The 19,996-nt window shown below is 73.5% G+C and carries 19 protein-coding genes; 7 read left to right on the top strand and 12 right to left on the bottom strand.

Translation table 11 applies throughout. From position 1 onward, the window contains the following. Positions 1-39: 39 nt before the first annotated feature. Genes ACZ34W_RS20525 through ACZ34W_RS20515 form a run of 3 tightly spaced genes read right to left on the bottom strand, consistent with a single transcriptional unit; the run spans position 40 to position 1,795 of the window. Complete coding sequence (locus ACZ34W_RS20525; RefSeq protein WP_359807602.1) at positions 40-429, bottom strand: roadblock/LC7 domain-containing protein; 390 nt, start codon at positions 427-429, stop codon at positions 40-42. Then, positions 426-1,439, bottom strand: a complete 1,014-nt coding sequence (locus ACZ34W_RS20520; protein WP_465605992.1) for a hypothetical protein — start codon at positions 1,437-1,439, stop codon at positions 426-428. The genes ACZ34W_RS20525 and ACZ34W_RS20520 overlap by 4 nt, the downstream gene beginning before the upstream one ends. After that, entirely contained in the window at positions 1,436-1,795 is a 360-nt protein-coding gene (locus ACZ34W_RS20515; protein ID WP_465605990.1) for a hypothetical protein, read from the bottom strand. Before ACZ34W_RS20515 ends, ACZ34W_RS20520 begins: the two co-directional genes overlap by 4 nt. A 144-nt stretch (positions 1,796-1,939) precedes the next feature. Between ACZ34W_RS20515 and ACZ34W_RS20510 the strand changes: the two genes are divergently transcribed. Beyond that, positions 1,940-2,305, top strand: a complete 366-nt coding sequence (locus tag ACZ34W_RS20510) for a hypothetical protein (RefSeq protein ID WP_329485690.1) — start codon at positions 1,940-1,942, stop codon at positions 2,303-2,305. 320 nt (positions 2,306-2,625) lie between these two features. On the opposite strand, the gene ACZ34W_RS20505 is transcribed toward ACZ34W_RS20510, so the two are convergent. Both ACZ34W_RS20505 and ACZ34W_RS20500 read right to left on the bottom strand, forming a co-directional pair. Further along, entirely contained in the window at positions 2,626-3,207 is a 582-nt protein-coding gene (locus tag ACZ34W_RS20505; protein ID WP_465605988.1) for a hypothetical protein, read from the bottom strand. 63 nt (positions 3,208-3,270) lie between these two features. Continuing rightward, entirely contained in the window at positions 3,271-4,041 is a 771-nt protein-coding gene (locus ACZ34W_RS20500; RefSeq protein ID WP_465605986.1) for a TetR/AcrR family transcriptional regulator, read from the bottom strand. A 149-nt stretch (positions 4,042-4,190) separates the two neighbouring features. Between ACZ34W_RS20500 and ACZ34W_RS20495 the strand changes: the two genes are divergently transcribed. After that, positions 4,191-4,892, top strand: coding sequence for an NAD(P)-dependent oxidoreductase (locus tag ACZ34W_RS20495; RefSeq protein WP_465605984.1), 702 nt, complete (start codon positions 4,191-4,193; stop codon positions 4,890-4,892). A gap of 78 nt (positions 4,893-4,970) precedes the next feature. On the opposite strand, the gene ACZ34W_RS20490 is transcribed toward ACZ34W_RS20495, so the two are convergent. Beyond that, the gene (locus tag ACZ34W_RS20490) at positions 4,971-5,561 is read right to left on the bottom strand and encodes a TetR/AcrR family transcriptional regulator (protein WP_465605982.1); all 591 of its coding nucleotides are present in this window, start codon (positions 5,559-5,561) and stop codon (positions 4,971-4,973) included. 377 nt (positions 5,562-5,938) lie between these two features. Between ACZ34W_RS20490 and ACZ34W_RS20485 the strand changes: the two genes are divergently transcribed. Continuing rightward, a complete protein-coding gene (locus ACZ34W_RS20485; RefSeq protein WP_465605980.1) occupies positions 5,939-6,862 on the top strand; it encodes an alpha/beta hydrolase family protein in 924 nt (307 codons plus the stop codon). Between the two features lie 21 nt (positions 6,863-6,883). On the opposite strand, the gene ACZ34W_RS20480 is transcribed toward ACZ34W_RS20485, so the two are convergent. The 3 genes from ACZ34W_RS20480 to ACZ34W_RS20470 all read right to left on the bottom strand — a co-directional run bounded on the left by ACZ34W_RS20480 (position 6,884) and on the right by ACZ34W_RS20470 (position 9,399). Next, positions 6,884-8,254 (bottom strand): erythromycin esterase family protein, encoded by a 1,371-nt coding sequence (locus ACZ34W_RS20480; RefSeq protein WP_465605978.1) that lies wholly within the window; start codon positions 8,252-8,254, stop codon positions 6,884-6,886. Between the two features lie 171 nt (positions 8,255-8,425). Then, positions 8,426-8,722, bottom strand: coding sequence for a hypothetical protein (locus tag ACZ34W_RS20475; RefSeq protein WP_465605976.1), 297 nt, complete (start codon positions 8,720-8,722; stop codon positions 8,426-8,428). Positions 8,723-8,838: 116 nt separating this feature from the next. Next, a complete protein-coding gene (locus ACZ34W_RS20470; protein ID WP_359807616.1) occupies positions 8,839-9,399 on the bottom strand; it encodes a DinB family protein in 561 nt (186 codons plus the stop codon). Positions 9,400-9,909: 510 nt separating this feature from the next. Between ACZ34W_RS20470 and ACZ34W_RS20465 the strand changes: the two genes are divergently transcribed. The 3 genes from ACZ34W_RS20465 (at position 9,910) to ACZ34W_RS20455 (ending at position 13,274) form a co-directional block, all read left to right on the top strand. Next, positions 9,910-11,256 carry a threonine/serine exporter family protein gene (locus ACZ34W_RS20465; RefSeq protein WP_465605974.1) on the top strand — a complete coding sequence of 449 codons (1,347 nt, stop codon included), beginning with the start codon at positions 9,910-9,912 and terminating at the stop codon, positions 11,254-11,256. Positions 11,257-11,435: 179 nt separating this feature from the next. Then, positions 11,436-11,915, top strand: a complete 480-nt coding sequence (locus tag ACZ34W_RS20460; protein WP_329485681.1) for a flavin reductase family protein — start codon at positions 11,436-11,438, stop codon at positions 11,913-11,915. 141 nt (positions 11,916-12,056) lie between these two features. Continuing rightward, positions 12,057-13,274: a PP2C family protein-serine/threonine phosphatase gene (locus ACZ34W_RS20455; RefSeq protein WP_352287928.1), complete on the top strand. Its 1,218-nt coding sequence runs from the start codon at positions 12,057-12,059 to the stop codon at positions 13,272-13,274. A 111-nt stretch (positions 13,275-13,385) separates the two neighbouring features. Here the strand turns inward: ACZ34W_RS20455 and ACZ34W_RS20450 are convergent, their stop codons facing one another. Continuing rightward, the gene (locus tag ACZ34W_RS20450; protein ID WP_465605971.1) at positions 13,386-15,479 is read right to left on the bottom strand and encodes an NPCBM/NEW2 domain-containing protein; all 2,094 of its coding nucleotides are present in this window, start codon (positions 15,477-15,479) and stop codon (positions 13,386-13,388) included. A 164-nt stretch (positions 15,480-15,643) separates the two neighbouring features. Then, complete coding sequence (locus tag ACZ34W_RS20445; RefSeq protein WP_465605969.1) at positions 15,644-17,749, bottom strand: alpha-galactosidase; 2,106 nt, start codon at positions 17,747-17,749, stop codon at positions 15,644-15,646. Between the two features lie 581 nt (positions 17,750-18,330). Here ACZ34W_RS20445 and ACZ34W_RS20440 point away from each other — a divergent pair. After that, a complete protein-coding gene (locus ACZ34W_RS20440; protein ID WP_329485677.1) occupies positions 18,331-19,182 on the top strand; it encodes an SAM-dependent methyltransferase in 852 nt (283 codons plus the stop codon). Between the two features lie 79 nt (positions 19,183-19,261). Here the strand turns inward: ACZ34W_RS20440 and ACZ34W_RS20435 are convergent, their stop codons facing one another. Then, on the bottom strand, positions 19,262-19,825 hold the full coding sequence (locus ACZ34W_RS20435) for a DinB family protein (protein ID WP_329485676.1): 564 nt from the start codon (positions 19,823-19,825) through the stop codon (positions 19,262-19,264). Positions 19,826-19,996: the final 171 nt, after the last annotated feature.

The raw sequence follows: 19,996 nt of genomic DNA, 5'->3' as shown, positions 1-19,996 counted from the left end.
GTCGGCGACCCGGCCCGCGCCGGTGGCCCCGGTCCGGGCCTAGCGCGTCGGAACCAGTCCGAGGAGCTCGCCCAGCCGCTGGATCGTGGCGGGAGCCTCGCGGTGCAGACCGGCGACGTCCATGCCCTCGTCGCCCAGGATCATCAGCAGCGCCTGCTCACCGATCGCCAGCACCACGACGTAGCCGCCGTTGCAGCGGGTGACCACGTCGCGCAGGCCGCCCAGGCCGACCTCGGCGGCGGTGCGCCGGCCGAGGCCGAGCATGGCGGCGGACAGGGCGGAGGCCGACTCGGGATGGACGGCGGCCGTGTCGGCGGCCACGAGCAGGCCGTCGGCGGTCGAGACGACGCTCTCGGAGATGCCCACGACCCGGTCACGGAGGGACTTCAACTCGTCGACGAGTGCTGCGGATGACGTCTGGCTGCTCATGGTGCGCTCTTCTCGGTCTCTTCGGTCTTCTCGGTCCGCTCGGCGCGGTGAACGTTCGATGGCTGGCCGGAGACGGCAGCCGGGCCCTCGGGCCGGGTGGGCAGGCGGGGGAGCCCGCCGGCTGCGGTCGGTCCGTCCGGGACCTCCGGGCCGCGCCGCGCGGGGACCCGGCGGGGCAGCGGCCCGGTCGTGGCCGGCGGCGGGCCGGTGTGCGGCGCGCGCGGCGCCACGCTCGGCACCGCGGCGGGCGGGACCACCGGCTCGCGGTGGAGCAGCTGCCGGGCGTCCATCCGGGCGAGGTCGAGCAGCACGGCGAACAGTCCGCGCCCGAGTGCGAACCCGATGTCGCGCGCGGTGCGCCGGCCGGTGGCGGCGACCAGGATCTCCCGGTAGCGGTCCGGGATCCGCGGTGCCGTCGACCCGGCCGGGGTGGCCGGGCGGATCCGGCTGCGGGCGAGCTGTCCGGGCGGCCCCCAGAGGCGGGTCAACAGGGCCACCCGCCGGCCGGTTTCCTCGAACAGCCGCTGCGGCTCGATGCCGGGGCGCAGCGCGATCCTGGCGGGGGCGGCCGCTTCGGCCACCTCCCAACTGCCGGGCGGGCTCAGGACCAGGGCGAAGGCGCCGTCGAAGGCGGCGGCCGCGCAGACCATTTCGAGTTCGGCGGCGCCGATCGACCCCCGGGCCACCAGTGCCGCGCCGAGGTCGCCGCCCTGGAGGCCGGTGAGGCCTTGGGCGTTGGCGGCGGCGGCCGTCTCGGCGGCGGACCAGTCCGCCTCGCCGACGCGCCGCGACTTCAGCAGCAGGGTCTCGACGGTCGGGGCCCCGGGCGTCTCGATCGCGGTGACCAGCCCCCGCTCCAGGTGGATGGTGCCGCCCGGCGCGCTGGAGACGGTGACCGAGCCGGTGAACTCGCCCTGGCGCAGCGTCAGCAGGAGGGCGGGCACGTTGCGTGCGGCGGGAGACACGAGTGGGGACGCGGGCGCGGCCGGGTCGTGGAGACGGCCCGTCATGCCAGCAGGCCCTTTGCCCGGTCGGCGCTCTGGCGGATCGCCAGGGCGAGGTTGGTCTGCCCGCGGTCCAGCACGGTGGCCAGCAGCAGCGGGTCGCCCTGCCGGGGGACCACCTGGACGACGTGGTGGTGGCGGGTGCTGGTGACCACCAGGCTCTCCAACTCGCCCTCCGCCCCGGCTTCGCACAGCCGTTCGCCGATCAGGTTGGCCAGCTCGGCGAGTTCGGCTCCGGTCCCGAGCAGTCGGTGCTCCCCGGCGGACCGATAGGTGAGGCCCGTGACGGCGTCCACGAGCGCGGCGCCGACCACTCCGGGGGAGTCGAGCACATCGGAGAGGGAAGCTTCGAGCGCGTGCACCAGTACCCCTTCGCTTTCTGAACCGCTGGCAGCGTACTTTATTTCACCATTTCCGTGCGGTGGCCACACCCGATGACCTTCTTGCTACTTTGATTCCTGCACACGGGGGTTCCGCCCGGATGGCACGCAAAGGACGAACAGGTCATGAACATTGACAGCGCACTCACGGACGCGATGGGCATCGAGGGCGCCATCGGCGTGGCCCTGGTCGACTACGAGAGCGGTATGTCGCTCGGGCATCTCGGGGGGAACCAGCAGCTCGATCTGGAGGTCGCGGCCGCCAGCAACACCGAGGTCGTCCGGGCGAAGCTGAGGGCCATGGCGGCGCTGTCGATCGACGATGTCATCGAGGACATCCTGATCACCCTCGGCGGCCAGTACCACCTGATCAGGCCCCTTGCGGGCGCGCGTGGTTCGCTCTTCCTCTACCTGGCCCTGGACCGCTCGCGGGCCAACCTGGCACTCGCCCGGCACAGCCTCAAGCGCATCGAGGCCGGGCTGGACGTCTGAGCCCGCCCACCGGAACCGGCCACCCCGGCCGGGCGAAATGCGGCGGACCGCGCTCCGCCCGGCAATTGCCGGGCGGAGCGAAAGCGATGCGTGATGAACCGATTACCGCCGGCCGCCCGTAGAAGAGGGTCCGGTATCCATTCGGGGAAATGCGTGACATTCCGATGACTGGGCGTCATATCCACTCCCGGCGGAACGCACAGTAATTCGACGGTGACGCAGCACCAGCGAAATGCCACCCGCCGGAGTTCGCCCGCGGCGGCGGCCGGCGGCATCCCCGGGGGAGCGGAGCAGCAGTACCCAGACCGGGCCGAGTGCTTTCATCCGGCAGTGAAGCGATGCCACCATGGCCGGGGCGGGCGGGGTGCTTCGGTCGTGATCGGCTCGAAGTCGGTCTCGATCGGGGCGTTCCATTCGACGAGGGCGGCCGGGAACCAGGTGACGGGTCTGGTGTCGCCGAGGCCGTTGGCCCAGGTGGCGACGCGCTCGGCCGCTTCCCGGCCGGAGAGCAGTCCGCGGTCGTCGGTGTCGACGGCGAGGGCGCGCACGGCCGGGACGGTCCAGTGGTCGTCGCCGTCCATCGCGAAGCCGCCGTGACCGAGGGCGCAGCCGTCCAGCGGGTCCCGCGTCTGTGTCGCGCCGACCGGTTGGCGGTAGACGAACTCCCGGCCGGAGAAAGGGCCGTGGTCGTCGTCGTGGGCGAGGTGGAAGGGTGCGTCGCGGCGGCCCAGTTGCAGGCTGTCGGTGTCGGCGCCGTAGAACGGGCCCGGGACGTTGCGCGAGTTGCGCTCGTCCCAGTGGCCGCCGAACCGGTCCAGGTGCGGCTGGCCGGTGAGCAGCCGCCGGGCGGTGGGCAGCGGGTCCCAGTAGGTGCCGAGCCCGTCGTGGTTCCCGTCGTCCACCGGGTGGAGTCCTGTCCTCTGGTGCGGATCGGTGGGGCGGAGCGGTGCCGCGACCCGTGATGGTCACCCCCGCGGGGGGATGCCCAGGGAGCGGACGAGCTGGGTCAGTTCCTCGCGGAAGAGCTTCCCGGGGCCGAGGGTCTGGGTCCGCAGGTGGCCGTAGATCTCCAGTGACACCAGGCCGTGCAGGTGGCTCCAGGTCCGCAGGGCGAGTGCCACGGCGGCGGGGGGCAGGTCGGGGAAGGCCGGGCGGACCTTGTCGAGCAGGCCGGGGTCGAAGTCGGACCACGCGAACTCGCTGTCGGAGTAACGGGGTTCGGCGTACGGCCAGGCCTCGGCCGCGAGTGCGGTGATGCCGGTGCAGACCCGGTGGGCGGCGTCCGGGGCGGCGCCGCCCTCGGGGGGCCGGTAGCCGGGGACGGGGTCGCCGTAGACGAGGCGGAAGCCCTCGGGATTGGCCAGGGCCCAGTCCCGGAAGGCGTCGGCCCAGGCCCGGATCCGGGCCGCCGGGTCCCCGGTGGGGGCGGCCGCCCAAGCGGCCTCCACGGCGTCGGCCAGTGAGCCGTAGACGTTGTCGATCAGCGTGGTGACCAGGTCGTCGCGGGTGGCGAAGTACCCGTAGATGGCGTTGGCCGTCATGCCCATCTCGCGGGCGATGGCCCGCAGCGTGATCGCGTCGGGGCCGCCCGCTGCCATCAGCTCCAGCGCGACCTTCTTGATCTCGGCGGTGGTCTCGGCCCGCAGCCGCTCGCGGCGCCCCGTTGTCCGGCCCGCGCCCGCGGTCGTCGTGTCAGGGGTTCCGGTGCCGGTCTCTCCCGCGTCTGTGCTTGCCACGGCGTCACTCTACCGCGGGGCTCTACGGCGTCCCCGTGCTGGTTGCCGTATCAAAACTGCACGCCATATAGTTTTGCTACGCCGTGAACAGGCGGCGCTCGCTAGCGCGGCAGCATGAGCCGGGCCGCAGAATGAGACAGGGGAGGGCCATGCGCATCGGAGTGATCGGAGCCACGGGCACCATCGGCAGCCGCGTCGTCACCGAAGCCCTCGGCCGGGGGCACCACGTCACCGCCTTCAGCCGGGACGCCACCCGGATCGAGGAGGCCCGGGCGAACGTCATCTGGAAGAGCGTCGACGTCCTCGACGCGGCCGGCGTCGCCGCCGTCCTGCCCGGCCTGGACGTGCTGATCAGCGGGTTCCAGCCCGGGAACGGCGCCCGCGACATCGCGGACACCGTGCGCCGCTCGATCGCCGACCCGACGGTCTACGCCACCGCCGCGCGGGCCCTGGTGAAGGCCCTGGAGAGTCACCCCCGGACCAGGCTGATCGTCATCGGCGGAGCGGGCAGCCTGGAGATCGAGCCGGGGCTGGTGCTGGCCGACTCCGACGAGCGCCTGCACGGGATCCTCGCCGCACTCGGACTCCCGGAGGAGTACGCCGCCGCCGTGCGCGGAGGCCGGGACGCCCTGAACGTCCTGCGGCAGTCCAATCGGCTCTGGACGTACTTCAGCCCCGCGCAGGACATCGCCCCCGGCGAGCGCACCGGCCGGTTCCGGATCGGTGGCGACCAGCCGGTTGTCGACGCGGACGGGCGCAGCCGGATCTCGGCGGAGGACGCCGCCGTCGCCCTGGTCGACGAGGCGGAGCTGCCGCGCTTCGTGCAGCGCCGCTTCACCGTCGGCTACTGACCGGCACCGACGACCGCGTCTCCCGGCACTGGCCCGGAGACACGGCCGTCGGGCGTGGTGAGCAGGGGCGGGCGACCCTCAGGGCCGGCGGCGCAGGCCGGCGACGAGGAGCGCGGCCAGCGGGCGCGCGTCGTAGCGGGGGTCGCTGTCGGCGCCGATGCAGAGGTTGCCGATGCCGCGCATGAGTTGGTACGCGGTGAGGTCGGAGTCGGTCTCGCCGGCGGCGGCCGCGGCGTCGAGGAGCAGGGTGCACACCGGCAGGAGGCGGTCGAGGAAGTAGGCGTGCAGGGTCTCGAAGCCGGCGCTGTCGGTCTGCATCGCGGCGGCCAGGCCGTGCTTGGTGACCAGGAAGTCGACGAAGAGGTCGGCCCACCGGGCGAGCGCCACGTGCGGTGACGGGCTGCTCGCCAGCAGGGCCGGGCCGGCCTCGGCGCACGCCTCGACCTGGTGGCGGTAGACCGCGATGACGAGGTCCGCCCGGGTGGGGAAGTGGCGGTAGATGGTACCGATCCCGACGCCGGCGGCGGCCGCGATGTCGCGCACCGGCGCCTCGACCCCCGAGGTGACGAAGGCCGCGGCGGCCGCGTCCAGCAGGGCCTGCTGGTTGCGCCGGGCGTCCTTTCGCTTGGACCCGGCTGCGCTCTCCGCGCCCTGGCCGCTGTCGTTCACCACGGCACTCCTCCCATGACCGACCCGGGCCGTGACGGACCTGGTCGACGACTGACGATCGACGACTGACGATCGATGGCTCTCGATCGGTGGCGGACGGTCGGTGACCGACGATCGATGACCGCCGAGCGGTGACCGACGATCGATGACCGACGCTTGTAAAGCGGAACGTCGTTCCGTATCGTTTGCGGAGCGACGTTCCGTTTCGGCCATGATGGCAGAACACGGGGCCACCGGCCATGCCGTCCCCCGGCTGTCCCGTCTCCGCCGGACGGCGGAGCGCCCACGATCGCCCATTCCCCGCCCCGCGGCGGTGCCACCCGCCGCCGGGCCCACCGAAGCCACCTGCGCAGCGAACCCGAACGGAAGGCCCCTCCATGTCAGTCCCCCACAGCACCGACGCACCCGCCACGGTGCTCTCCGCCAAGCCGGTCGTCCTGCCCGCCCCGGGCCGCGGCGAGGACCTCCAGGTCCGGGTGTCCGCCCCGGCGACCGGCCGCGGCCTGCCGGTGGTCCTCTTCTCGCACGGCTTCGGCTGGTCGATGGACGGCTACGCCCCGCTCGCGGACTACTGGGCCGCCCACGGCTTCGTCGTCCTGCAGCCCACCCACCTGGACTCCCGCACCCTCGGCATCCCGGCCGACGACCCGCGCACCCCGCGGATCTGGCGCCTGCGCATCGAGGACCTCACGCGCGTGCTGGACGGGCTCGACGTCCTGGAAGCCGCCGTGCCGGGCCTCGGCGGGCGCGTCGACCACGGCCGGGTCGCCGTGGCCGGCCACTCCTGGGGCGCCCAGACGGCGAGCGCGCTGCTCGGCGCACGCGTCCTGGACGCCGACGGCGTTCCCGGCGAGTCCATGGCCGATCCCCGGGTGAAGGCGGGCGTCCTGCTGGCGGCAGCCGGTCTGGGCGACGACCTGACCCCGTTCGCCGCCGAGCACCTGCCCTTCCTGAAGCCGTCCTTCGACGCCATGACCACACCGGCCCTCGTGGTCGCCGGGGACCGCGACCAGTCCCACCTGTCCACCCGCGGCCCGGACTGGTTCACCGACCCCTACACCTACAGCCCGGGCCGCAAGAGCCTGCTCACCCTGTTCGGCGCGGAGCACTCGCTCGGTGGAATCGTCGGGTACGAGGTCGCCGAGACGACCGACGAGAGCCCCGCGCGGGTCGCCCTGATCCGGCGGCTCACCACGGCCTTCCTCCGCAGCACCCTCCAGGCCGAGGACGCCGACTGGCAGGCGGCGCTCACCGCCCTCGGGGCGGACCCCGAGCCGCTGGGCGGCGTCCGGAGCAAGTAGCCGGGCCGGTCGGCCCCGGCACTACGGCGTCCGGTCGGCCTCCCGGATGTCGTGGAGGTGGACCAGGACGTCGAAGGACGTGCCGAGCGCGACGTTCCCAGGCGGGTACGGGTACTGCGTGCCGTAGGTGCGGACGGGCCGGGTGCCGCTCAGCCAGGCCCTGGCGGCGGCCGGGGCGGTGCGGACGTCCAGGTAGAAGTCCCGGTGGCGGACCTGGTCGAGGGTGTACTCGCTCATGTCCGAGGTGGGTGGCCCCTCGGTGAACTTCTTCCAGGGGCCGCCCAGGGCGGCGTCCTTGGAGAGGAGCGATCCCTGGTAGAAGGTGAAGCCGATCGGCAGGTAGTCGCGGCCCATCGTGTCGTTCAGGTAGGCGCCCTGCGTCCTGGGGTACAGCGCCGGGTCGCCGGCGAGGCGGCCGACGTGGTCGTTGTGGGCGGAGAGCAGCACCTTCCCGCCGGTGCGCCGCTGCCACCAGGTGACGTTCTGCGCCATCACCTCGTCCCGGAAGCGTTCGAACTCGGGCAGTGTCGTGGCGTCCCCGGGGTCGAGGGAGAGGAAGGTGGCGGTCTGGGCGACGGAGCGGGCGTTCTGCTCGGCCCAGGCGGCGGCCTCCGGGTCGCTGCCCCGCAGACCGCCGACCAGGTCGAGGGCCTGCCGGGCCTGCGCGGCGAGTCGCCGGCGCTCGGCGAGCGGCCGACCCAGGTAGGCGAAGGCGTCGTCGATCGGGCGCAGCCCGGTGTAGAGCGCGTCGAGCCGGGCGAGGGCCTGCGGGTCGGTCTGCCGCACGTAGTCGGTGATCCGGGCGAAGAACGCGTCGTCGAGCGAGGGCGCGCCGATGTCGTCGCCCATGAAGTGGACGGTGCGGTCCGGGTGGTGGCGGTTGTAGTCGCGCATCCACTCGATGAGGCTGACGAACTCCTCGCGGTCCCAGGGGGAGTCGGCCAGGGCCGCCTTGGCGACGCTGCGGGCGTCGCCGCCGCGGCCGGTCTGCAGGTAGTCGTCGATCCGGAGTCCGGCGGACCAACTGAGTTCCAGGGCGAAGGTGGTGAAGCCCTTCTCCTCGACGAGGTGGCGGAAGACCCGCTCCTTCATGGCGAAGAACTCGTGGGAGCCGTGGGTGGCCTCGCCGAGCCCGACCACCTTCGCGTCGCCGATCATCGCACCCAGGGCGCGCAGGTCGGCCGTGCCGCGGCCCGGTTCGGTCGAGCGCAGCGGGTGGGCCGCCCGGTCCAGCGCGCGGACCACACCGCTCGTCCCGGCCGCTTCGACGGGCGGTGCCGCCGATGCCGCCGGCGCCGCCTGGGCCGCGACCGGAGCGAGGACCGCTCCGATCGCGACGGCCGCTGCTGCCAGCAGCCCCCGCCGACCGATGTGCTGGTGATGCCGTGCCATGTCTTCGACCCCTCAACTCGCTTACTGTGTCGTGGGATCGATCATCGCCTGCGATTCCATGGCGGCGCGCTGCGGATGGCCTCCGATTGATGCGGGGGTTTACCCCCGTGGGACGAGCGACAAAGGGGCAGCCGAGGCTGCCCGGACGGCCCGGCCGCACCCCCGCCGGGTTCACCGGGGCAGGGTGATCGGGAGGCCCTCCTCGATGTGGCGCAGCAGCCGGCCGCCGTGGACCTTCGGGGCGTCGAAGCCGCGGTACTCGTCCGGGTCGTCGTCCGCCTCCGTGCGGAGGACCTCGGGGACCAGGACGGTGGCCGGGTCGATGTCCTGGGCGTAGCCGTCGAGGTAGGGGGGCGCGATCGCCGGGCCGTGCAGCGCCCCACCGACGAGGTCCGGGGCGAACTCGGCGGACAGCACCGTCACGTCCGCGCACAGGTCGCCGTGGATCATCACCGGCTTGTCCGTCATGTTCCCGGTGAGGGCGCCGACCCGGACGCTCCCGCGGCCAGGAGTCTGGCGTCGCCCCCCGGGTAGACGGCCGCGCGCACCGGCGGGGCTCGGCCGGGCTCCGGTGGGAGGGGGCGCTACTGGCCCACCCGGCCGTCGACGCACTCGCGCAGCAGGTCGGCGTGCCCGCAGTGCCGGGCGTACTCCTCGATCCGGTGCACCAGCAGCTCCCGGACGGCGATCCCGTCCTTCTCCAGGCGCGCGCCGAGGTCGGTGTGTCCGGCCAGCGCGGCGTCGGTCGCCGCCTGCTCACGCGCCAGGTCGGCGTACGCGGCGTCGACGGCGGACCGTTCGCCGACCACGTCGTCGAAGTCCGCGTCACGCCTGCCGTACAGCTTGGGCAGCGGCTCGGCGTCGTCCAGCCAGTTCCGCCAGTCCCGTTCGACCTCGGCGAGGTGGCGGACCAGGCCGAGCAGCGACATCGTCGACGGCGGGACCGACCGGCGGGCGAGCTGCTCCGGCTCCAGGCCCTCGCACTTCATCAGCAGGGTCGCACGGTAGTCCGTCAGGTAGCCCATCAGCGTCGCGAGTTCGCCGTCCGGAGCGGGTCCGTCGCCGTTGCGCGGGTCGTTGTCCGGGTCGACCCACATGTCGGGGTAGACGGTCGCCTGGGTCCATCGCACGGGTTGGTCGTTCATACCGCCGATGATCGCCAATGGGGGAGTGGGCCCGCCAGCGGATTTCTCGACGGCGGGCCGGCCGCGCTCCGCAGGCGGCGGGGCCACCCGGTCGGCCGAGCGTACGGAACCGGCCGGACGCCGGGCAGCGGCCCGCGCGCCGCCCTGGGCGTTCCCCCGCAGGTCACTTCGGGTAGCACGATCATGACCATCCGTAGTGGAACGTGATGGTCCCGCACCGCCGCCGAGCGGCCACCCCGCCGCAGGTGACCGCCCCGGTGCGCGGCTCGACGATGAGGAGCGGCGGTGTCGGAGCAAGGTCACCCGGGCCGGCGGCCCGACGCCGGCGACCCCGGGCCGGAGCCGGGCGCGACCCCCGCCCCGCACCCCGCGGCGCCGGGCGGCCCCGGGCCCGAGGACGCCCGCGGCGGGCTTGTCGCTCCCCGGCCGCCCGCCGGCGGGGAAAGCGTCCCGGGGCGCGCCGGTCGCGGGGACACGCCCTGGCCGGACCGGATGCGGCCACTGGTGCGCATGCCGATGGCCGAACGCCCGCTCGCGGCCGGCGGAGAACCGCGGCAGCGGCCCGGCCCGGCGGAGGCGTCGGGCGTCCTGGACCTCGCCCTGCGGGTGGGCGAGGCGCTGCTCGCCAGCGGCGAGTCCGCGGAGGACGTGGAGGGCGCGATGCTGGGCGTCGCCCACGCCTACCGCGTCTACCCCTGCGAGCCGCAGGTGACCTACACCCTGGTGGCGATCTCCTACCAGCCGACGCCGGACGTCGCGCCGCTGACGGCCGAACGCGCGGTCCGCCGTCCGGCCAGCGACTACACCCGGCTCGCCGCCGTCTTTCGCCTGGTCACCGCCATCACGGCGGGCGAGGTGGCGGCCGAGGAGGCCCGGCACCGGCTGACCGTCCTGCTCGGCCGCCGGCCCCCGTACCCGGGTTGGCTCCTCGTCCTCGCCTCCGGGCTGCTGGCCGGCTCCGCGACCCTGCTGGTCGGCGGCCGGGCCGACGGCCGGGCCTGGCTGGTCTTCGGGACCGCCTTCGTCGCCGCCCTGACCGGTGACCGGCTGGCCGCCCTGGTCGCCCGCCACGACCTGCCCGAGTTCTACGGCTTCGTGGCCGCCGCGACACCGGCCGCGACGATCGGCAGCCTGCTCTCGCTGAACGGGCTCCACCTGCGCGGCTCCGTGGTCATCACCGGCGGGCTGTTCGCCCTGCTGCCGGGCCGCCCGCTGGTGGCCGCGGCCCAGGACGGCCTGACCGGCTTCTACCTCACCGCGGCCGCCCGGCTGCTCGAAGTGCTGTACCTGATGGCCGGCATCGTGATCGGCGTCATGACGGTGCTGTACCTGGGCGTCAGCAACGACGCCGACCTGACCCCCGACGGGGCGCCGGGCAGCACGGTGAACCCGCCGCTCCAACTCGCGGCCGCGATGCTGCTGGCACTGACCTTCGCCGTCCTGCTGCGCACCGACCGGGCCACCCTGGCCCCGGTCGTCCTCAACAGCGCCGTCGGCTGGACCACCTACGCCGTCCTGGCCGGTGCCCGCGTCGAGCCGATCGTGGCCACCGGGCTCGCCGCCGGGCTGGTCGGCCTGTTCGGCCAGCTGATGGCCCGCTACCGGGCGATGTCCGCGCTGCCGCACGTCACGGCGGCGCTCGGGCCGCTGATGCCCGGCTCGGTGCTGTACTTCGGCATGCTCGCGTTCGTCCAGGGCCGGCCCGAGGCCGGGTGCAGCTGGGTCGGCCGGGCGTGCGCCACCGCGATGGCCCTGGCCATCGGCGTCAACCTCGGGGGAGAGGTGGCCCGCCTCTTCCTCCCGGCCTCGCGGCCGGCGTTCACCTCCCGGCGCCCCACCGGCCGCCACCGCCGCTGAGGGGCGCCGTCCTCCCGGCGGGCGCCGCCGGACCGACCGACGTAGGTTTCGGCCGGGGGCGCGCGTGCGAGGGCCCGACGAACGGCCGCCCGGGAATGGCGGCCGCGGGAGCGGGCAGCGAAGGACCGGACGCACCCCACCGCCGCCACCGCGGCCTCCGCACGGAAGGAGCGACACCCATGCCCGACTTCGACGCCTTCGCCGCCCTGCTGGACTACCCGGTGTACGTCGTCACCGCGGCCGCCGGCCGGGAGCGCGCCGGGTGCCTGGTCGGCTTCGCCGGTCAGTGCTCGATCCGGCCGGTGCGCTTCGCGGTGTGGATCTCCAAGGCGAACCACACCCACGCCGTCGCGTCGCGCGCGGAGTTCCTGGTGGTCCACCTGCTGCCCCGGCACCGCCACGACCTCGCCGAGCTGTTCGGCGGGCGCACCGGCGACGACACCGACAAGTTCGCGGACGTCCGCTGGACGCCGGGACCGGGCGGGGCGCCCGTCCTGGCGGACGCGGCGGCCCACTTCGCCGGCCGCGTCCACGCCCGGACCGACGGCGGCGACCACACCGGCTTCCTCCTCGACCCCGTCGACACCCGGACCACCGCGGACCGAGCGCCGCTCACCTTCCGCGACGTCACCGACATCGACGCGGGGCACCCCGCCTGACCGTCCCCGGCTCGCCCCCGGCGTGCCGGGGACGGTCCCGGTCCACCGTCCGGCCGACCGCGCGGCCCACGTGCGGGTGACTCCGGCCCGTTCCCTCCGCGTCGGCTGGACGGCGCGGTCCGGCCCGGCTCGGCTGGAGCGATGACCGACGAGACCCTGCCGCTCAACCTGGGTGAGCAGCTGATGGAACAGTTCCTCACCACGCGACGCACGCTCGACCCGGCCGACGTCCCGGTGCTGGCCCAGCAGTACGCCCAGACCCTCGGCATCGGCGTGAGCACCGTGTACCTGGCCGACATCCAGCAGAACCACCTGTTCGCCCTCGGCGGCGGTGCCGCCCTCCCGATCGAGGGCACGCTGGCCGGCTGGACGTACCGCACCGGGGGGCTGCGGGTGGCGGAGAGCGACGACGGCAAGCTGCTCGCCTGGTTCCCGCTGGTCGACGGCGCCGAGCGGCTCGGCGTCCTGGGCGTGCGGACCGCCGCGCTCGACAACGCCGCGGTGCGCCGCTGCCGGCTCCTCGCCGCGATGCTGGCGATGGTGATCACCTCTAAGCGCGACACCAGCGACAGCTACGCCCGGGGGACGCGGGTGGAGACGATGAGCCTGCCGGCCGAGATGCTGCGGGCCTTCCTCCCCCTGCGGACCGTCTGCAACGGCCAGGTCATCTCGACCGCGGTCCTGGAGCCCGCCTACGACCTCGGCGGTGACGCCTTCGACCACTCGCTGGCCGCCGGCGTCCTGCACGCCGCCGTGCTGGACGCGATGGGGCACGACCTCGCCTCCGGTCTGACCGCCGCGGTCGCCCTCGCGGCCTGCCGCAACGCCCGTCGCAACGGCGCCGACCTCCCGGACCTCGTCGACACCATCGACGACGCCCTGCAGCGCTGGTTCCCGGACCGCTTCGCCACCGGCATCTTCGCCCGGCTCGACCTCGCCACCGGCACCCTGCACTGGTCCAACTGCGGCCACCCGCCCCCGCTGCTGATCCGGGGCCACGAGGTCGTCGCGGACGCCCTGACCCGTACCGCCGAGCCACCGCTGGGGCTGTCGGGTCTGTCGGGCGGTCCGCGCGCCGTGCACACCTTCTCGCTCCGGCCGGGCGACCGGATCCTCCTCTACACCGACGGCGTCATCGAGGCCAAGGGCACCAACCACGAGATGTTCGGGCTGGAGCGCTTCGCCGACTTCGTCATCCGCGCGACCGCGGCCGGCGAGGCGGCCCCCGAGGCGCTGCGCCGTCTCATCCACGCCCTCCTGGAGAACCAGGACAGCACCCTGACCGACGACGCCACCATCATGATGATCGAGTGGCAGCCGTCCGACCTGCCGGCCTCCGACCCCGACCGGCTCCCGTGACGCCCGCCCCGGCGCTCCCGGCACGGGGTCGGCCGGTGCTCCCGGCGGGGGAACGGCCCGGGCGCGGCGCCGGACCAGGTCCGGCGCCGCGCCTTCGAGCCGTGCGGGTGGTCAGCAGCTGAGGACGGGGCCCGCCCAGTCGGCGTGGTCGCTGATGGTGCCGTCGCCGCCGTCGGTGACCACGAGCCGCAGTTCCTCGGCGCCGGTCAGGTCGGCGGTGAGGTGCCTGGGGGCCGACGTCACGGTCATCAGGCCGCTGTCGGCGACCTTGACGGCGTCCTTGTAGATCTCGAACGAGACGCTCGCGCGGCCGCTCGCCTCGGCGTCCACCCCCACGTCGGTGCTGAGCGAGGTGCAGGAGCCGCCGAGGAAGTAGACCACCTGGCTGAGCGCGTTGACGCCCAGGCCCTTGGCGTACGTGGTGCCCGCGATGGTGATGGTCCGTCCGTCCCGGGCCTGGTTCTCGCCGTTGCTCATGTCCTTCTCGACCGGGCCCCAGCTGTTGCCGGCGGACGTCCAGGCGAGGTCGGAGAGCTGGTGGGCACCGGCGGCCGGGCCGCTGCCGCAGGCGAGCCGCGGGCCCGCCCAGTCGGCGTGGTCGTAGCTGGTGCCGTCGCCGGCGTCGGTGACCACCAGACGGACGGTGGTGGCGCCGGTGAGGTCGGCGGTGAGGTGTCTGGCGGGGTCCTTGCCGGTCATCGGCCCGCTGTCGGCGGCCAGGGCGGCGTCCCTGAAGATCTGGAACCTGACCGAGCCGTTGCCGTAGGTCTCGTCGTCGATCCCGACGTCGGTGACCAGGTTCCGGCAGGCACCCCCGAGGTGGACGCCGACCTCGCTGGGCGCGTGCACCCCCAGGCCCTTGGCGTACGCGGTGCCGCGGATGGTGAGGGTGTGGCCGTCAGCGGGCTGGATGTCGCCGTTGCTGCGGTCCCGCTCGACCGGTCCCCACTGGTTGGTGGCGGTGCCGAACGGGAGGTCGCTCAGCTGGGTGACCCCGGTGGGCGGGGGGACGGGCGAGCCCGGGGTGACCCGGAACATCGCGGTTCCGTGCCCCGGCACGACGGCGCTGACGGTCCCGTCGCCGGTGCTGGACTTCTTCGACCAGAGGTCCTTGACCTTGTAGGAGTTCGCCCCGGCGATGCCGAGGGTCCGTGCGGTCACGGTGATGGTGGCGTCGTAGGAGCCCTCGTTGGTCAGGGTGACCGCCCGGCCGCCGTCCGCCAGGGGCTTGGACATCACCACCAGACCGTTCTCGCTGGAGACCACCGAGCCCTGCCGGCCGAGCGGGTCCTGGTCGACCGCGATCACATCGGTGTTGGTCAGTATGGCCAGGGTCTCCGGGGCGGCGGTGCGCAGATCGGTGCCGATCATCAGGGGCGCGGCCATCTCGGCCCAGAGGCTGAAGTGGGTGCGGTACTCCGTCGCGGTCATGCCGCCGTTGCCGACCTCCAGCATGTCGGGGTCGTTGAAGGCCCCGGGCTTGGCGTAGTCGGCCAGGCCCTGGTTGGCCTGGGCGATGGCGATCATGCTGTCCCAGGTGTCGTCGATGTCGCCGGTGGTGCGCCAGGAGTTGCCGACCGGCGGGGCCCACTCCCACGGGCCGGTGCTGCCCCACTCGCAGATGCTGTAGAGGATCGGGCGGCCGGTCGCCTTCAGCGCGTCCCCCATCGCCCGGTAGCGGGTCCGGGCGTCGACGCCCTGGTTGTGGCAGTTGTCGTACTTGAGGTAGTCCACTCCCCAGGAGGCCCAGAGCCGGGCGTCCTGCTGCTCGTGGCCGAGCCCGCCGGGGAAGCCGTTGACGTCGCAGGTGTGGTCGCCCGCGCTGGAGTAGAGGCCGAACTTGAGCCCCTTGGCGTGGACGTAGTCGGCGAGCGCCTTGATGCCGTGCGGGAAGCGGACCGGGTCGGGGACGAGGTCGCCCGCGCCGTCGCGCTGCGGCTGCGCCCAGCAGTCGTCGAGGTTGACGTACTGGTAGCCGGCCGCCTTCAGGCCCTTGCTGACGAAGAGGTCGGCGATGCCCTTGATCATGGCTTCGTCGAACTGGGCGCCGCAGTGCGTGGAGTTCCAGTTGTTGAAGCCCATCTGCGGCGTCAGATTGAGGCCGTTGTCCAGGGCCAGCGCCGGTGGTGCGGTGGCGAGTTCGAGGCCGACGGCGAGGGCGCCGCCACCGGTGAACAGGGCCAGGGCGGTCAGCGCCGAGGCCATGCGGCGCGGCAGTTCCGTGCGACGCGACCGTGCGGCGCGGCGCGGTGGTGCGGTGCCGGGGGAGCGCAAAGGTCCTCCAGAGAAGGGGTGTCGGGTGGGACGGGGCCCCGGCTCCGGCGCTGCGCCGGAGCCGGGAGACGGGGGAGTTTCCGGCGGACGGCGCGTCAGGAGAGCAGGCTCCAGGACTGCCCGACCAACGATCCGTCGGGCGGGCCGGTCACGACCGGGGAGGTCGCCGCGGTCTGCGGCGCGGAGAGGACGAGACCGGTGGCGACGTTGGTGATGGTCAGCGCGCCGGTCGCGGTGCTCTGGAGGACGCGCCACTTCTGGGCCGGGTCGGCCGGGTCCCAGGCGTTCCGGACCCGGGCGGGCTGACCGGCGACGGCGGCGCCGGTCAGCGTGCCGTGGCGCTGCGTGTCGGTGTAGCAGTTGTCGGTGATGCGCACCGTGCCGTCCGGGTTCGGCGCGAAGTTCCACTGCTCGGAGGTGTGCCAGCTCCACCAGGTGTTGATGTCGGTGGGGGAGCCGTCGGGGGCGCTGCAGGTGCCCTGGACCTCCAGGGCCTGGCCGCCGGTGCCGCCGGCGCTGATGCCGTGGTAGCGGCCGTCGCCGATGACCGCGGCCGGCCCGGTGCCCGGCAGCGGCTTGAGGCGGTACAGGACGACGCCGTGCGGCTCGACCTGGGCGCCGAGCGCGCCGGTCACGTTGCCGGTGGCGCCGGTCCAGAGGTCCTTGGCCGAGTAGCCGGGGCCGGTCAGGCCGAGTTCGGCGAGCGTGGTGGAGACGTTCCGGTAGCCCGCCGGGTCCTGGTTGACGAGCAGGACGGCGGTGTCGCCGTCGGCGAGCTGCCGCTTGAGGACGATCGGGGCGGTGCTGCCGGCGGGCGGGGTGCCGACCAGGGTGGCGGGCCTGGTCAGCCGGTCCTGGTCGATCGCGATGACATCGGCGTTCTTGTAGACGGCGAGTTGCTCGGCGGTGATGCCGGTGGACCAGGTGAGGCCGTCCCGGGTGTGCCGGGAGTCCGCGGCGGTGCGCAGGTCCGCGCCGGAGATGAGCGGGGACGCCAGCATGGCGAGGATCGACATCTCGCTGCGCGACTCGGTCACGGACATCGGCTTGTGGCAGGGGCAGGTGTCGGTGACGCCGTACACGCCGTACGGGTTCTGCCAGCCGGCGAACATCATGTCCAGGTCGTTCCAGCTGCCCGGCCGCACGTTGCCCGGGTACTTCAGGGCGGTCTGCAGCTGGCCGTTGTAGAGCACGCCCTCCAGGTCCGGACCGCGGTCGCCGCCGATCCGGCAGAGGTTGGCCACCTGTCCGCACCAGACCCCGGTCGGGGCGTAGCCGGGGGCCTCGAACGCGGGGGTGCCCGCCGCGACCACCACCGGGTCGGTGCGGGCCGGGTCATCGCCGGCGAGCAGGTAGGGGACCCCGCTGTGCACCGGCTGCGCGGAGACGCTGAGGGTCACCCGCGGGCGGCCCTGGGCCCGGGAGGCGGCGTCGAGCGCCTGCTGGAAGTCGCGCACCCGGGCGTAGATGGACCGGGTCAGCTCCCTCCCCTCCCCCTGGGTCCAGTAGTTGTGGCCGTCGGGCCCGATGATCTGCGGTCCGTAGGGGCAGTCGTCGTACTTGACGAAGTCCACGCCCCAGGCGACGAAGTCGGCGGCGTCGGTGGACTCGTGCCCCAGGCTGCCGGGCCGGCCCTGGCAGGTCGTGTAGGTGTCCGTGGCGTAGAGGCCGAACTTCATGCCCTTGCTGTGGGCGTACCAGGACAGGTACTGGATCCCGTTCAGGGTCTGCCCGTTGACGGTGTGCGCGGGGTAGCGGGCCGGATCGGGGACGAGGTGGCCGGTGGTCAGGTCGAATCCGGTGCCGTCCGTCCCGCTGGTGGGGTTGCGGTTGGCGTCGTAGAGCTGCATCGCCCCGTACGCGGTCTTCACCAGGTCGGTGGTCTGGCCGTCGCGGTGGCCGAGCGACCAGCCGTCGTCGATGGTGACGGTGTCGTAGCCGGCCTGGACCAGCCCGTTGGCGGCCATGAAGTCGATGGTCTGGAGGACCTCCTCCTGGGTCACTCCGGTGCCCAGGGTGTTCCAGGAGTTCCAGCCCATCGGCGGGGTGAGGGCGAGTCCGTTGTCCAGGGCCGCCGCGGGGGCGGCCGTCCCGAGGACGACGGTGCCGAGCCCGGTCGCCGCGAGGGACAGTGCGACGAGGGCACGGGGCAGCGCACGGCTCAGTGCTCGGGGCACGGCTCGGCGCAGGGGTATCCGCATGGGCGCTCCAGGGTGCGCGAAGGGGGGTGGGGGATCGGCAGCCCGCTGCCGTTCGTTTCTGTTCGAAAGTCTCAACAGAAAGCAACGCAGCAAAGAGAAGCACACGTGCTGGCCGTCCTCAAGTGCCTTGCACAGACTCGTCCGTGACGGTCACTCGGCGCGGCGCGGCGCGGGAGAACCCCTTGCGCGCCGCGTTGAGTCACAGGTTGATCTCGGCGTGACGGAGCTCTTGACGAGAGGATGCCAAGTCATGTGACATTTCACATGACGTTGAAATCCGTTTGGTTCTGATTACTTGTCAGGCGTCCGCTCGGCCCCGGCGTGCCCGGCGCCACCCTCGATTCCCGCCTGCGCCGATACCGGGTTTCCCGGCCGGGACGAAGGAGCGTGCCATGAGTCGACACACCGTCGACAGGCTCTCGGTCTCCAAGCCGAACGGCCCTGGCGCGGGCGCGCGTCAGGGCCGTGAGCACCGTGCGGGCGACCGGGGCCGCCGGGCCGGTCGCGCGGCCGGGGCGGGGTGGTGGATTCCCGGTGTGCTTAGGATGAGATGACTTGCTGTCAGGACGAGTGGGGATGTCATGCGGGACGATGCGATGACCGGCTGGTCGGGGCCGGTGGCGGCGGGGGAGTGGCAGCCGCCGGCGGAGCTGAACACCGGCACCCCGCACCCGGCCCGGATGTACGACTACTACCTCGGCGGGAAGGACAACTTCCCGGCCGACCGGGAGGCCGCCGAGAAGGTCATCGCGGCCATGCCCGACGCCCGGCTCGGGGCCCGGATCAACCGTGAGTTCCTCGGGCGCGCGGTGGAGTTCGCCGTCGGCCGGGGTGTCCGCCAGTTCCTGGACATCGGTACCGGGATCCCGGCCGTGGGCAGTACCGCGGAGGTCGCCCACCGGGTGGCTCCGGACGCCCGGGTGGTGTACGTCGACAACGACCCGATCGTGCTCACGCACGCCCGCGCCCTGCTGGCCTACCACCCGGCCGGTCACACCAGCGTCCTGCACGCGGACCTGCGGGACCCGGAGGCGATACTGGGGGATCCGGGCCTGAAGGAGGCGCTCGACCTCTCCCGGCCGGTGGCGCTGATGCTGGTGGCGGTGCTGCACTTCGTCCGCGACGAGGAGGGCGCCGCCGAGACGGTGGCGCGGCTGCGGGACGCGCTGGCGCCGGGCAGCATGCTGATCCTCTCGCACGGCACCCAGGACTTCATGACCGCCCGGGCGGCCGCCGAGACCACCGAGGTCTACAGCCGCGCGAGCTCGCCGCTGGTCCTGCGGGCCCAGGAGGAGGTCCGGGAGTTCTTCGGCGACTTCGAGCTGGTCGACCCCGGCCTGGTCCAACTGCCGCTCTGGCGGCCGCAGGCGGAGCTCCCGCCGCGCTGGCAGGAGGCGGCCCCCGCCTACGCCGGAGTCGCGGTCAAGCGCTGACCGGTCCCCGGGGCCGCACGGTGTCCCCCGCGTCGAGACGCGGGGGACACCGGCGTTTCCGGGTCCGCCGGGGCGCCCGTCAGCCCATGCTCTTGGAGCCGTCCAGGGCCTCGCGGAGGATGTCCGCGTGACCGGCGTGCTGCGCGGTCTCGGCGATCAGGTGCAGCAGGACGCGGCGCGCCGACCAGCGTGCGGAGGCCTCGAACCAGGGAGCCTTCGGCAGCGGCTGCGAGGCGTCCAGGTCGGGCAGGACGGCGACCAGCTCGTCCGTGCGGCGGGCCGCCTCGGCGTAGTCCTCCAGCACACCGGCCAGCGTCTCGCCGGGCAGCAGCCGGAAGTCGTTGTTCCGCCGCTCCCAGTCGGCCTCGGTCATGGTGGTGAAGTCGCCCATCGCCGAGGGCCCTTCCAGGATGAAGGCCGTCCAAGCGCGCTCGACGCTCGCGACGTGCTTGATCAGACCGCCCAGGCAGAGCTCGCTGACGGTGGTCCGGCGCCCTGCCTGCTCGTCGGTGAGGTCACGGGTGGTGAAGCGGAGGAAGTGCCGCTGCTTGCCCAGCGCCTCCAGCAGCTCCGCCCGCTCCCCGCCGGCTGCGGCCGCCGCGGGCTGCTCGGGCGTGGTCGCGGTGGTGGTGGTGTCGGTCATGGTGTCCGCCTTCGTCGTTCGTTCTCCGTTGCCGAGAACCAAGGTAGGAGCCATCTGGGTCAGGTCCTGTCCTAGTGCCGCACCGGAGAGGGGCCGGTTCCGCGGAGCGGCGCACGGGGCGCGCGTGGCGGCCCGCGCCGATACGGGGACGTAACGCCTTTACCGGAACCT

The organism is Kitasatospora sp. NPDC022856 (genome assembly GCF_055561235.1).
The sequence above is the reverse complement of the archived record's forward strand: the minus strand, read 5'-3'. Positions and strand labels throughout refer to the sequence as shown.

Excerpts from the sequence above, each read along its gene's own strand:
- ACZ34W_RS20435 (WP_329485676.1), bottom strand. The coding sequence starts at position 19,825 with ATGACCGACACCACCACCACCGCGACCACGCCCGAGCAGCCCGCGGCG.
- ACZ34W_RS20510 (WP_329485690.1), top strand. The coding sequence starts at position 1,940 with ATGAACATTGACAGCGCACTCACGGACGCGATGGGCATCGAGGGCGCC.
- ACZ34W_RS20470 (WP_359807616.1), bottom strand. The coding sequence starts at position 9,399 with ATGAACGACCAACCCGTGCGATGGACCCAGGCGACCGTCTACCCCGAC.
- ACZ34W_RS20455 (WP_352287928.1), top strand. The coding sequence starts at position 12,057 with ATGACCGACGAGACCCTGCCGCTCAACCTGGGTGAGCAGCTGATGGAA.
- ACZ34W_RS20475 (WP_465605976.1), bottom strand. The coding sequence starts at position 8,722 with ATGACGGACAAGCCGGTGATGATCCACGGCGACCTGTGCGCGGACGTG.
- ACZ34W_RS20520 (WP_465605992.1), bottom strand. The coding sequence starts at position 1,439 with ATGACGGGCCGTCTCCACGACCCGGCCGCGCCCGCGTCCCCACTCGTG.
- ACZ34W_RS20460 (WP_329485681.1), top strand. The coding sequence starts at position 11,436 with ATGCCCGACTTCGACGCCTTCGCCGCCCTGCTGGACTACCCGGTGTAC.
- ACZ34W_RS20450 (WP_465605971.1), bottom strand. The coding sequence starts at position 15,479 with ATGGCCTCGGCGCTGACCGCCCTGGCCCTGTTCACCGGTGGCGGCGCC.
- ACZ34W_RS20445 (WP_465605969.1), bottom strand. The coding sequence starts at position 17,749 with ATGCGGATACCCCTGCGCCGAGCCGTGCCCCGAGCACTGAGCCGTGCG.
- ACZ34W_RS20465 (WP_465605974.1), top strand. The coding sequence starts at position 9,910 with ATGCCGATGGCCGAACGCCCGCTCGCGGCCGGCGGAGAACCGCGGCAG.
- ACZ34W_RS20480 (WP_465605978.1), bottom strand. The coding sequence starts at position 8,254 with ATGGCACGGCATCACCAGCACATCGGTCGGCGGGGGCTGCTGGCAGCA.
- ACZ34W_RS20525 (WP_359807602.1), bottom strand. The coding sequence starts at position 429 with ATGAGCAGCCAGACGTCATCCGCAGCACTCGTCGACGAGTTGAAGTCC.
- ACZ34W_RS20495 (WP_465605984.1), top strand. The coding sequence starts at position 4,191 with ATGCGCATCGGAGTGATCGGAGCCACGGGCACCATCGGCAGCCGCGTC.
- ACZ34W_RS20485 (WP_465605980.1), top strand. The coding sequence starts at position 5,939 with ATGTCAGTCCCCCACAGCACCGACGCACCCGCCACGGTGCTCTCCGCC.
- ACZ34W_RS20440 (WP_329485677.1), top strand. The coding sequence starts at position 18,331 with ATGCGGGACGATGCGATGACCGGCTGGTCGGGGCCGGTGGCGGCGGGG.